The sequence below is a fragment of the Blautia hominis genome, assembly GCA_002270465.1.
Taxonomy (GTDB): domain Bacteria; phylum Bacillota; class Clostridia; order Lachnospirales; family Lachnospiraceae; genus Blautia; species Blautia hominis.
This window is the reverse complement of sequence record NQOF01000004.1, coordinates 476,141-488,545: the sequence shown is the minus strand read 5'-3', so window position 1 is coordinate 488,545 and position 12,405 is coordinate 476,141. Positions and strand designations below refer to the sequence as shown.

Genomic DNA, 12,405 nt, shown 5'->3' with positions numbered 1-12,405 from the left:
ATATAAAATGAATAATACGGAAAAGATATCCATCAGCAGCCTTGACTTATACTATACAGATTTTAAGGCCCTGAAAAACATAAACTTAAAAGTACCTGAAAATAAAATAACCGCATTCATCGGCCCCTCAGGCTGCGGCAAATCTACCCTTCTCAAATCCCTGAATCGCATGAATGACCTGGTTGAGGGCTGCCGCATTGACGGCAGTATCCTTCTGGACGGTGAAGACATTTACGGTAAGATGGATGTAAACCTGCTCAGAAAAAGAGTGGGTATGGTGTTCCAGAAACCCAACCCCTTCCCTATGAGCATTTACGACAACATTGCTTTCGGCCCCCGCACCCACGGTGTCCATTCCAAAGCAAAGCTGGATGATATTGTGGAAAAATCCCTGCGGGATGCAGCCATCTGGGATGAAACAAAAGACCGTCTGAAACAGAACGCCCTGGGTATGTCCGGAGGACAGCAGCAGCGGCTCTGCATTGCCCGGGCACTGGCAGTACAGCCGGAAGTCCTTCTCATGGATGAACCCACATCCGCACTTGACCCCATTTCCACTTCCAAGATTGAAGACCTGGCAGTGGAACTGAAGAAGGATTACACCATTGTCATGGTGACCCATAACATGCAGCAGGCAGCCCGTATTTCCGATAAAACTGCATTTTTCCTGCTGGGAGAAATTGTGGAGTACGGGGAAACGGAACAGATATTCTCAATGCCTCAGGATAAACGGACTGAGGACTATATTACAGGGAGGTTTGGTTAATATGCGCACAAGATTTGACAAACAGCTGGAACAGCTTCATGTGGAACTGATCAAAATGGGAAGCCTATGTGAGCAGGCCATTACCCTGGCCGCCCAGGCACTGGATGAACCGGAGCCGGACGTGGTCAGGAAAGTGGCTGTCATGGAGGGAGAGATCGACGAAAAAGAACGGGAGATTGAAAACATCTGTATGCGCCTTCTTCTCCAGCAGCAGCCTGTAGCCCGTGATCTGAGGATCATATCGGCTGCCCTTAAAATGATATCAGACCTGGAACGTATCGGTGACCAGGCAGCGGACATCTCGGACCTGGCCCCCTATATTGTCAAAAGCAGCATCAGCAGCAAAGTACAGATCCACGATATGGCAGCAGCAACCATCCGTATGGTAACCTTAAGTGTGGATGCCTTCGTGAAAAATGATTTAGAGCTGGCAGAATCCGTGGTCATCTCCGATGATATTGTGGACGATCTCTTCAACAAAATAAAAGGGGAGCTTCTGGATCTGATCCAAAAAAACAATGCTGACCCCAGAGCTGCCCTGGATATCCTCATGGCTGCCAAATACTTTGAACGCATTGGTGACCACGCAGTCAATGTGGCAGAGTGGGTACAGTATTCCATAACAGGCATTCACCAGAGCGACGAACATCATCTGGATGCCGAAAAAGAATGAGGTGAATAAATTGATCTATCTTGTAGAGGACGATGAAAATATCCGGGAATTGGTCACTTACACCCTGAACAGCCAGGGATTGGAGGCTGAGGGATTTGCACGGCCTTCTGATTTTTGGGATGCCATATCCATGGCTGTCCCCTCTCTGGTCCTTCTGGATATTATGCTTCCGGAGGAAGATGGACTGAGCATTTTGAAAAAGCTCCGCACATCCAGAGATACCAAAAAGCTTCCTGTCATCATGCTGACTGCCAAAGGAAGCGAATATGACACGGTGCTGGGCCTGGACAACGGAGCCGATGACTATATTCCAAAACCTTTCCGGATGATGGAACTGATTTCCCGCATCCGTGCCCTGCTGCGCCGCAGCCAGGAACAGGAAAAGATTCCGGAATACCGCCTCGGCTCCCTCTACGTCTGCCCCTCACGCCACATTGTGCGGGTGGATGGTGAGGAGATCATCCTGACTTTAAAAGAATTTGAACTGCTCTGCCTGCTTCTGTCCGAACAGGAAACCGTATTTACCAGAGCTCAGCTTCTGGACCGTATCTGGGGATACGAATTTGACGGGGAGAGCCGGACTATTGACGTCCACGTCCGAACCTTGCGCCAAAAACTGGGGATCGCCGGTGACTGTATCAAAACCGTAAGGGGCGTAGGCTATAAAATTGGAGGAAAAACCGCATGACAAAACGAATCTTCCGCTCCATAATGCTTGTATCCGCCCTGGTACTGGTCATTGGGCTGGGTTTTATTATGGGCATCCTATATCACTATTTCGGCAGCCAGATTGAAAAAGAACTGAAGTCTGAGACTGCGTATCTGGCTATCTCTGTGGAAAACATGGGCCTCTCTGCTCTGGAAAAACTTCCCGCGGAATCCGCCAGAGTCACTTTGATCGCTGAGGACGGTACCGTTCTCTTTGACAACAAGGCAGAGGCCTCCGGTATGGAAAACCACGCTGACCGCCAGGAAGTGATCGCAGCGAAATTAAAAGGAACCGGAAAGGCCACCCGCCAATCCGACACCCTTGCGGAAAAAACTATCTATTATGCCAAACAACTGGAAAACGGACAAATCCTCCGTGTTTCCAGCACCCAGTATACGGTTGCGGCTCTGATCGGAGAGCTGGTCCAACCTATGCTGTATGTACTGCTCATGATGGTGGTCCTCTCCGCTCTCTTTGCTGCCAGGATTTCCAAAAAAATCGTCTCACCTATCAACAGCCTTGATCTGGACGAACCTGAGCGCACAGAGGCCTATGATGAGATTTCCCCGCTGCTCACCAAGATCAATAAACAGCAGCGCACCATCCGCAGACAGCTCTCAGATGCCAGGAGACAGCAGCAGGAGTTTTCCATTATCACTGAAAATATGAGTGAGGGCCTCTTAGTCATTGACGCCCAGACAGACCTTCTCTCCTACAATTCCAGTGCCCTGCATCTGCTGGATGCCACGGAAGCACAGGCCCATGCCAGTGTTCTGGCACTTAACAGAAGCGAACCCTTCCAGCAGACCGTGGACGCGGTCCTGTCCGGAAAACACACTTCATCCAACCTGCAGATCGGTGATAATTTCTGCCAGGTCATCGCCAACCCGGTGCTGCGAGACAAGGAAGTCACAGGCGCAGTGCTCTTATTGGTTGACATAACTGAGAAAATTCAGCGCGAAAACCTAAGGCGTGAATTTACTGCCAATGTGTCACACGAATTAAAGACACCTCTTACTTCCATCTCCGGTTTTGCGGAAATCATTCAGGACGGATTTGTGAAGCCTGAGGACATCAATAAATTTGCAGGAAAAATTTTCGATGAGGCCCAGAGGCTGATCGCTTTAGTTGGAGATGTCATCAAGATCTCCCAGCTCGATGAGGGCTGTCTTCCGTATCAAAAGGAGGAAACAGACTTTTATACGCTGGCTAAAGAGACCCTGGAACGTCTGCGGGAGCCGGCAAAACGCAGGCAGGTTTCCCTCTTTCTGGAAGGGGAACATGCATCACTCGCCACAACGAGGCCGATCTTGGAGGAAGTGTTGTACAATCTGTGCGACAATGCCATTAAGTATAACCATCCGGACGGAAAAGTGACGATCACTGTGCTGAACGGAAAAAACACGGTCAGCATATCTGTAGCAGACACCGGAATCGGAATCCCCATCGCAGATCAGGCCAGGGTGTTTGAACGGTTTTACAGAGTGGATAAGAGCCATTCTAAAGAAATCGGCGGAACCGGGCTTGGACTGTCCATCGTGAAGCATGGGGCGGCTTATTTGGGGGCGCAGGTGGAACTGGATAGTGTAGTTGGTGAGGGGAGTACGTTTCGGCTTATTTGGGGGAAGAATGGGAGCATAAAGTAACTGGAATGTTGACGGTAATACTGGCTTATGCGAATGATGTTGGAATGCTGACAGTATTTTCTGGCTTATGCGGACGATGCTGGAATGTTGACGGTAATACTGGCTTATGCGGACGATACAGAGAAGCGGAACCTCAGACGGAATAGTCGGAACGTGAAGAGTTTCTAAATGAAAAACGGCCTCCGGGTACGTGAACCGGATAGAACCGCAAACTAATCTGATGATTAGTCTGCTCAACTATCCTTGAAATTTGATTCGGAAATCAAATTTCATCACGCACCCGGAGGCCGTTTTTCATTAAGAAACTCTATTCACGTCCCTCCAATATTCCGCCTGAGGTTCCGCTTCTCTGTATCTGTTGGTTTAATGCTCATGTATGGTAAAGGAACATTATAATTGATTAACAGCTTTCATTATTCCGAAGTGTTATAGTCAGAGATTATTTTTAGAAAATTATAAACATTTTCAGTTCGCCGACCATTTTGTATAACCATATTGATATTTAGACTTTTCATATTGTGTGGCTTAAAAACAGCTATTTCTTCTCTGTTTGTGATAGTCGAATATGGGAGCAGCGATATTCCCATTCCAAGTGAAACGGAGTGAACAATCGCTTCAATAGTATCAAACTCTATTATTTTCGGCATTTCAGAGGATTGCGAAGCAGCCCACTCCAATAAAATTCTGCGATAAGGACAAGTAGGTATTTTATTTGTGATAATAGGACTATTTCTTAACAATTTTTCATCACTTTGAACAGGTGCAATCAGGCATAATTCTTCATCAAATGAGAAAATAGATTGTATCTGCTCAGACACATATTTTTTCTCTACGAAAGCGCAATCAACGACTTGATGAGACACAAGTTCTACAAGCTGCTCTTGATTTTCTGTAAGGACAGATACATTTACATCTGGAAAGTCCTTTTGATAATGGGACAGCCATAAAGGAAGTTTGTAGGCTGCCAAAGTCTGTGTAGCCCCAATATGTAAGCCATGGGTATCTTGTTGAAATTCATATTTTGCTTTATCAATTAAATCCAATATTGAATTTGCATAGGATAGCAATTTTTCCCCATTACGGGTTAATGTAATTCCTTTATTGTGCCGTACAAATAGAACAGTACCTAATTCTTTTTCTAGTTTTTGAATATGGGCTGTAATGTTTGACTGTACATAGCACATATTTTCAGCAGCTTTGGAAAGAGAACCTGCTATTGCAACTTCTCTAAAAATCCTAAGTTCTAAACTTTCCATAGGAACACCACCTATCATTTGAAATGATATCAAATATCAGTAATAACTATTATACATCAGGTCAGTGAAAATGTATAATAAAAATCATAAAGAAGGATCTGTAGCAGATAGCTAAAGGTAACAGTTCAGACAGGTCTGCGCATTTACTGCGCTGACCGTATGAAAAAGTAGTGCCGGCAGGCATCCAGCCCATCGCGAAGCGATTTTTAATGGCTGGATGCGTAACGGTTCCGCTTGTCTGAACTGTTACAGCTAAAGGAGGACACTATCCATGATAGCAATGCAGTATAAAATTTTATTGCCAGATAGTTATGACATGGGAATTATCCGGGAAAGAGTGAAAAATAACGGAAATAAGACAGACGGTTTCCAAGGCTTACTTTTCAAAGCATATCTAATTTCTGAAAAGGGGGAATTTGGCAACAGTAAAAATGAATATGCGCCATTGTATGTATGGCAAGATGAACAGGGAATGAATGAGTTCATCTTTGGAGGATTTTTTGACAATATTCTAAATTCATTTGGATGGCAGAATATAAATATTGGAATTACCATGATAAACGACTTAAAAAAGAATTTTATCACATCAAAATTTGTTGTAGAAATTGAAAATGATATTCCTGAAACAAAGCAAATGAAAGCATTAAAGTTTTTATCTAATTTTGAAAATGATACAAGCAAATTGCTTATTTACAATCCTGATAAATGGAACTGCGTAGAGTTTCACTTCTTTGAAGAAATACCCGAAGCAGCATTAAATCTAAAGGTTTATCGTTTGTTGCACTTGTCTATGTAATAAGTGCTGCCGCCCTTTCCCATAATCTAAGAAAGGTTAATATAGATATGATAAAATAAAATCAGAAACCAAATAACAAATCGTGATTTGAACAGGAGGTTTTTATGCAAAAGTTTAATATTTTTATTATCCCTGTCTTATGTTTGTTGTTAATAGACCAGATTACTAAAACTATTATTTCATTTGCATTTATGCAATATGATTTTGATATAATAAAGAATTTTATAACGTTTAACCCAAAACTAAATACTGAACTATCATGGGCTGGAAATTATATTGATATTTTTTCAAGCCCGTTGGTAACAGTTTTGCTAAATGTTATCGCCATTTTTATTTTTCTGACAGGATATTTGCTATATAAAGCCAAAAGAGAGCAGACCAAACTTTCAGTAAAAGTAATTATGGTTTGTGGATTGGCCGGTTGTTTATGTAGTCTGATAGATAAGTTGCTTTGGGGCGGAAGTTTGGATTTTATACAGATACTAGACTTGTTCATTTTCGACTTAAAGGATTGTTATCTTACCGTTGCAGAAGTTTTATTTGTTATAATTGGAGTTTTACATAACAAGGAAATATCGGTTAAAGAGTATAGCCTTTTTTGCTATCATAAATTTAAGCTATAACTTCTAACTTATATTGCAAGGTAGAACTGCCCGACACATAAAGCCCGCCCTATCCGGTGCAATAGCTAAAGCCGAATAGGAACGGCAAAATTTTTTACACTTCTTTTATTTCTTTATCGCACATAAACAAAGGCGTAGGAAATGTAGCTGTGTGGTTCCTCCGGTGACTGAGTGAATGTGTTTAGTTGTAGGGCGAAAAGCCCAATATCGTGTGCAGCAGCACGGCAGATGGAGAAATAGGCGATGCTGCCAGTTTGATTTCCGGGCGGGTGAGCGCCGGAGCGGTTATGCAATTACTTTCGACAAGCTGTAGTACTAGTGTATTGTCCGAATGATAACTATGGTAATATTGAGGCATAATTATCCCGACTATTCAAGCTGGGGATATAGTGAAATTAATTTTACTCTAGCATCAGCTGCTGTAAATTGCCAAGTTACGGTTCTTTGATTCTCGTTGCGCTGGTGCTCCCATATACTTAATTGTTGTTGCAGGTGTTCAAGCGTATCAATCCGCCGAGCCAGACATTGCCGAGTCATTGCGTTTAATTCGATCTCTGCTATATTAAGCCAGCTTCCGTGTTTTGGTGTGTAATGAATCTCCAAACGCTTTGCCAGAGCTCTTGCTTTTTGAGGAGCGTATCTTTTATATAAGGAACTGAGCGCATGTGTATTCAAGTTATCCATGACAAGAATGATCTTTTCTTTGTCAGGATAACATTCTTCCAGAAGATAGCACATCTCCTCAGCCCAGTCAATCGCTGTGCGATGTTCTCTGGCGCTTACATGGCGCCAGCCAGCCAGAACCTCTGTAAAGACAAATATGCTACTGGTTCCTTTGCGGATGTACTCAGAGTCTATTTTGAGGATGTCGCCCGGATGTATCGATAATGGTTCCCGCGCATCATCAAGTAACTGATATGGTTTTTCGTCCATGCATATAACCGGAAGATCCGGATTATAGGGCATTTCATAGATATCCAGGACATCTTCCATACAAGCAACAAAAGCAGCGTTTTCTTTTGGTGGAATACACCAGTATTCATTTAGGTGAGGTCTAAGCTGTGTTTTTTTTAAACCTCCTGAATCGTCGATTTACTAACCGGTGTATCTAATACAACACGTGCATGATCCGACAAAAGTCTCACGGTCCAGCGTGAAAAACCTTCTGGAGGGGCCGAACATGCTAACTCGACAATATGAGCCTCTGAACGCCCATCCACCTTACGCTTTGCATTGGAGTTCGGATTTCTGTGATAAGTGATGGTATAATCTAAACCATGCTGCATATAATCTTTTACGATATTGGAAACAGTTGCTTTACTGACACCAAAAGTTTTACTGATCTGCTGCTGTGTTAGGTGGTTCGGATTATTGACAGCTAACTCCAAAAGAATTTGGCATCGTCGAATGATTGACTTTGATGTTTTCTTATTATGGATTAGCGATTGTAACTTGTTGATGTCAGATTGATTAAGATCAATCAAGTACTTTTTAGGTCTGGCCATGGTATTGCTCCTGTTTCTTTTGAGTATACCATATATTACCATAAATATCAACCGGACATTACACTAGTTTATAATGTCTGTTATTTTGTATAGTATGTATAGGGCAACGATTGTGAGGAGGAGGGGTACTGCGTGGATGGTTAGGATCACTGTATTGAGGAAGAGGTCTGTACATATGCAAATAACTAAAATTAAGATGCATAGTACGGGAATTTTTTTGCTTCCTAGGAATCTTGAGTTAAAGGAGTTCTTTGTAATGAAGTTATAAATTAAGATAGCTGCACACAGAATTAAGAATGTGCTTATGATATTTCCTGTTGTTATGGGAATATCAGGCCAGGTGTTGTTTTCTTTGAGTGTATCCGTGAGAGCGAATAGCAGCCGCACTGTCAGCAGGACTGCGGAAGCGGCGCATATGGTTCCCAGGAAAGAAATAGATTTTTCTGCGGAGGTGAGACGTGGCACTTCCTTTAAGACATTATCGCAGAAGGTTTTGTAATCACCGCCTATTATATCCTCAGCAGTATCCCCACGCTGCTCTCCGTCTAAGATCATCTGTGTAATATCACGCCTGACCAGTTCCTGCCGGTAAGCGCTTATATCTGCACCGCGGATATAAACCACTATATCCGTCAGAATACGGTTATCACCTTCATGAAGCTGTAGAGCTAAATCATTATTTTCCTTCATTAGCTGCTTCGTCTGTCTGCTCATTGATCATATCCCCTTTCATGTCATCTAACAGCCTGGAAACCGCACCTGTCAATTCCAGGTAACTCTCCGTAAATCTTACAAATTCTTCTTCCCCCTCCGGGGTTATAAAATAATACTTCCTCCGGGGTCCGACCTCAGACTCCCGAAAGACCGCCTCAATAAACCCATTCTTCTCCAGCCTGAGCAAAAGCGGATAAATAGTCCCCTCCGCTACCTTCCCAAATCCATATCCCTTCAACTGTTCCGATATCTCATATCCATACGTCTCCTTCTTCCCAATAATAGCCAGCACACACCCCTCTAAAGTCCCTTTCAGCATCTGCGAAGAAATCACCGCTCCACCTCCCTATCTTGCAATACAATATAGTCACCTATATTGTATTGCAAGACACCGTTCTTGTCAATTACAAAATATAATCTTGTCCTATCTATCTATCTATTTATCTATCTACCTATCTATAAAATGGCAAGTACGCTCTTTCTATATTATGAAATAGCATTTCCCCTGCCAGCAGAACTATGAAAACGGCACATACAGTTCAGGAAAAGAAGCATTCCGTTGCCACAACCAGGTGTGCAGGAGGTATCCGTGTGTGGGAAAATCGGAAGGGGAGGCAGGAGTTTCTTACAGGGAGCGGGCCGGAAAATGGGGGAGAGAATTTGCTCTCCAAAGCAAATTCTCAGCATGGCTGAGCAGCCGAATCATCAGATTCGGCTGCGGTTCCATGCGGTGCCCCCATTTTCCGGCCCGCTGCCTGTTAGAAACTCCTGTCTCCCCTGACTTTTCCCACACACGGATACCTCCTGCGCACCGTCCGTGAGCCACCGTCCGTGAGTCACCGTCCCATAACTCCCCCCATCTCACTCCCCCACAACATTATGGAAACCAACAATTATCAGAAAACAATATCAATTTTCCCCGGATTTTAGCATATTATGTCGCACCCCGTCAAAAAATAGATTTCAAAAATGTCAATCCCTTTTCCCCACTTTTCCCCAAAATTCTTCTTTTTATCACAAGTGTACAAAACCTTTGTTCTTTCTATTATTATGTAAATCACATTAATCCACACACATTTTTGTGGAGAATGTGGATAACTTTGAGGATAACTTTATTTTTACGGGGTTTTGTGGATTTTCATATGTGGATAACTTTGAGGATGGAATGTGGTAAATGTTGGTTTTTTCGACAAGCATTGTGCATATTCTACAATTAAGAATATTCTGAAAATTAAGCCCAAAAAAACTTACTGTTTTCTCCAATTTTCCCTCTTCGACGGCATCCCCTTGTCCCAAATTCTGTTATGTAACCTGTTCGGGAAATTATGTAAATCAGTGTAAACCAACCTTCAAGTTCTCCTACTTGAACCGTCACATGAACCCCTCAAAAAAACTGCACCGGACATCCCAAAAGGGATTATCCGATGCAGCCTTCATCCTCTTATAAAACTTTTCTTCCGCCGGACTGACGTACCTTCAGAATCTGGCAGGAACCTTTTCCAAAGACTCTGTCCATTCTGGTCTTGTACTCATCCACAAAACTGTTCTCCACAAAAATTTCAATCGTACCTGCAAAACCGCCGCCGTGTACACGGGACACTCCATGCTTTCTCAGAATCTTATCGCTGACAGCAAGGGCAATAGACATGGCCTGTTTCTGTACATTGGTGCTGTTGTAGATATTCTGGAGATACTTAAAGGAAGAATTGCCTGAATCCTTTACAAGCTCCAGGAACTCCTTGAAATCACCATCTCTCAGGGCTTTCACTTCCCCCTCAACCCTTCTCTCCTCCTCAAAGAAATGAAGGGCACGCAGGATAGGACGGTCACCCAGCACGCTTCTGAGTCCCGAAATCTGTTTGTAGAAATCATCCTCTTCCACTTCACGCAGATAAGCTTTTCCGAAGAATTTTGCCACCTTTTTCATCTCTTCCGGGATGGATGCATAGTCATCTCCCATATCAGCATGGGATGCTTTTGTGTCCACAATACACATGCTGTACTGGTAAGCTTCAAAATCTGAGGGAACCTTCTCCACAACAGGGCAGCCCGGTTCCTTGAAGTCAATGTGGATCATACCGCCCACAGAACATGCCACCTGGTCCATGAGACCGCAGGGCTTTCCGAAATACACGTTCTCCGCATACTGCCCCGTCTGTGCGATCACCACAGGGTCAATGCTGCCTTCATTAAAAAGACCGGAGATAATGGTTCCCAGGATTACTTCAAACGCGGCGGAGGATGACAGGCCCGCACCGATCAGAACATCGCTGACAATATAGGCATTGTATCCCTGCACCTCATAGCCCCTGGATTTCAGCTCAGCCGCCACACCGCGTACAAGAGCCGCTGTTGTGCCTTCCTCGTCATAACGCTCTTCCAGATCATTGACATCCACATCCACCATATCATATCCGTCTGAGAGCACGTGGATCATGCCGTCCTCGGATCTGCCCACTACCGCCAGGGCATCCTGGTTGATGGATGTGGCAAGTACCATACCGTGCTGGTGGTCTGTGTGGTTTCCCCCCACCTCGCATCGGCCGGGCGCGCTGTAAATCTCCACGTCACTTTCACCGAAAATATTTTCAAATTCTTCAATTGCCTTTATATAACGCTTTCTCTGGTAATCCAGAACGCTTTCATCCACATAAATATCTTTCAGGATCTCGTCGTGTCTTCCCTGGCGGATCTCCTCTGCCAGAACCTTCATGTTTTTCATTTGTAATTCCTCCTTTATCCTTCTGTTGCGCATGGATTTTTATTCTGCTGGTTCTTCTCCTCTTGGGGTTATGCATGTTCCATCAGGTATTTCTGGGCAGAATCCACCGCGTTGGCCCCGTCTGCCGCTGCTGTCACAATCTGGCGCAGTTGTTTTGTCCGTATGTCACCGGCTGCAAAGATACCCGAAATACTGGACGCGCAGTCTTCCCCTGCCTCTATATAACCGGATTCATTCAGCTTTACAAGACTGCCGAATTCCTCTGTATTCGGAAGAATGCCCACTGCCACAAACACACCGTCGACGGCAAGCTCTTTTGTTTCTCCTGTCTTGACATTTTCTACCGCAAGACTCTGCACTTGTTCTGCTCCCCTGATTTCCCTCGGAATAGTATCCCACACAATCTCCACGTTTTCAATAGCCTTTACACTTTCCTGCAAAATACCTGCCGCCCGCAGTTCATCCCTGCGGTGTATCAGATATACCTTTTTACATATTCTGGACAGGAAAATGGCATCCTCAACCGCCACATCACCGCCGCCGATCACCGCTGTGACCCCGCCTTTGAAAAACGCACCGTCACAGGTGGCACAGTAAGAAACGCCCATTCCGGAAAATGCCTCCTCACCGGGGATGCCCAGTGTCCGGTGTCTGGCCCCGGCCGCAATGACAAGTGTTCTTGTAAGATACTGGTTTTTATTTGTTGTGATCTTTTTCAGGTCCCCTTCTGTCTGCACCTCTTTCACATTCTCCCTGACAAATGCTGCACCCAGTTTGTCCGCATGTTTTCGGAAGGCCTCAGCCATATCATAACCGCTCATTCCCGGTAGTCCCGGATAGTTGTCCACCTCGTAGGTCTTCACCATCTGTCCTCCGCTGGAGAAATCTTTCTCAATGACCAGCATTTCAAGCTGGGCCCGTTTGGCATAGATCGCCGCACAGAGACCTGCCGGTCCGGAACCGATGATGATAATGTCATATATTTTCTGCTCCAT

General features: G+C 44.4%; 14 protein-coding genes. 7 read left to right on the top strand and 7 right to left on the bottom strand.

Annotation, left to right across the window (positions count from 1 at the left end):
* Window positions 1–7: 7 nt before the first annotated feature.
* Genes pstB through CI595_RS16340 form a run of 4 tightly spaced genes read left to right on the top strand, consistent with a single transcriptional unit; the run spans window position 8 to window position 3,794 of the window.
* Window positions 8–766, top strand: a complete 759-nt coding sequence (gene pstB, locus CI595_RS16355) for a phosphate ABC transporter ATP-binding protein PstB (RefSeq protein WP_095174694.1) — start codon at window positions 8–10, stop codon at window positions 764–766.
* A 1-nt stretch (window position 767) separates the two neighbouring features.
* The gene (gene phoU / locus CI595_RS16350; RefSeq protein WP_095174693.1) at window positions 768–1,439 is read left to right on the top strand and encodes a phosphate signaling complex protein PhoU; all 672 of its coding nucleotides are present in this window, start codon (window positions 768–770) and stop codon (window positions 1,437–1,439) included.
* A 10-nt stretch (window positions 1,440–1,449) separates the two neighbouring features.
* Window positions 1,450–2,127, top strand: coding sequence for a response regulator transcription factor (locus tag CI595_RS16345; protein WP_095174751.1), 678 nt, complete (start codon window positions 1,450–1,452; stop codon window positions 2,125–2,127).
* A complete protein-coding gene (locus CI595_RS16340; protein WP_095174692.1) occupies window positions 2,124–3,794 on the top strand; it encodes a sensor histidine kinase in 1,671 nt (556 codons plus the stop codon). The genes CI595_RS16345 and CI595_RS16340 overlap by 4 nt, the downstream gene beginning before the upstream one ends.
* A 413-nt stretch (window positions 3,795–4,207) precedes the next feature.
* Here the strand turns inward: CI595_RS16340 and CI595_RS16335 are convergent, their stop codons facing one another.
* Entirely contained in the window at window positions 4,208–5,050 is an 843-nt protein-coding gene (locus tag CI595_RS16335; protein WP_162291902.1) for a LysR family transcriptional regulator, read from the bottom strand.
* Between the two features lie 271 nt (window positions 5,051–5,321).
* On the opposite strand from CI595_RS16335, the gene CI595_RS16330 reads away from it, so the two are divergent.
* Complete coding sequence (locus CI595_RS16330; RefSeq protein WP_095174690.1) at window positions 5,322–5,846, top strand: DUF4865 family protein; 525 nt, start codon at window positions 5,322–5,324, stop codon at window positions 5,844–5,846.
* Window positions 5,847–5,950: 104 nt separating this feature from the next.
* Window positions 5,951–6,469 (top strand): signal peptidase II, encoded by a 519-nt coding sequence (locus CI595_RS16325; protein ID WP_095174689.1) that lies wholly within the window; start codon window positions 5,951–5,953, stop codon window positions 6,467–6,469.
* 369 nt (window positions 6,470–6,838) lie between these two features.
* On the opposite strand, the gene CI595_RS16320 is transcribed toward CI595_RS16325, so the two are convergent.
* The 4 genes from CI595_RS16320 to CI595_RS16305 all read right to left on the bottom strand — a co-directional run bounded on the left by CI595_RS16320 (window position 6,839) and on the right by CI595_RS16305 (window position 9,022).
* Window positions 6,839–7,498, bottom strand: coding sequence for an IS630 family transposase (locus CI595_RS16320; protein WP_243135193.1), 660 nt, complete (start codon window positions 7,496–7,498; stop codon window positions 6,839–6,841).
* Window positions 7,499–7,539: 41 nt separating this feature from the next.
* Window positions 7,540–7,974: a helix-turn-helix domain-containing protein gene (locus CI595_RS16315; protein ID WP_147737734.1), complete on the bottom strand. Its 435-nt coding sequence runs from the start codon at window positions 7,972–7,974 to the stop codon at window positions 7,540–7,542.
* A gap of 63 nt (window positions 7,975–8,037) precedes the next feature.
* Window positions 8,038–8,664 carry a hypothetical protein gene (locus CI595_RS16310; RefSeq protein WP_147737733.1) on the bottom strand — a complete coding sequence of 209 codons (627 nt, stop codon included), beginning with the start codon at window positions 8,662–8,664 and terminating at the stop codon, window positions 8,038–8,040.
* Window positions 8,651–9,022, bottom strand: coding sequence for a PadR family transcriptional regulator (locus tag CI595_RS16305; protein WP_095174685.1), 372 nt, complete (start codon window positions 9,020–9,022; stop codon window positions 8,651–8,653). Before CI595_RS16305 ends, CI595_RS16310 begins: the two co-directional genes overlap by 14 nt.
* A 259-nt stretch (window positions 9,023–9,281) precedes the next feature.
* Here CI595_RS16305 and CI595_RS26115 point away from each other — a divergent pair, with 259 nt between their 5' ends.
* Complete coding sequence (locus CI595_RS26115) at window positions 9,282–9,509, top strand: hypothetical protein (RefSeq protein WP_147737732.1); 228 nt, start codon at window positions 9,282–9,284, stop codon at window positions 9,507–9,509.
* A gap of 620 nt (window positions 9,510–10,129) precedes the next feature.
* Here CI595_RS26115 and CI595_RS16300 read toward each other — a convergent pair.
* Both CI595_RS16300 and trxB read right to left on the bottom strand, forming a co-directional pair.
* Window positions 10,130–11,410, bottom strand: coding sequence for a galactokinase (locus tag CI595_RS16300; RefSeq protein WP_095174684.1), 1,281 nt, complete (start codon window positions 11,408–11,410; stop codon window positions 10,130–10,132).
* A 68-nt stretch (window positions 11,411–11,478) separates the two neighbouring features.
* Complete coding sequence (trxB, locus tag CI595_RS16295) at window positions 11,479–12,405, bottom strand: thioredoxin-disulfide reductase (RefSeq protein ID WP_095174683.1); 927 nt, start codon at window positions 12,403–12,405, stop codon at window positions 11,479–11,481.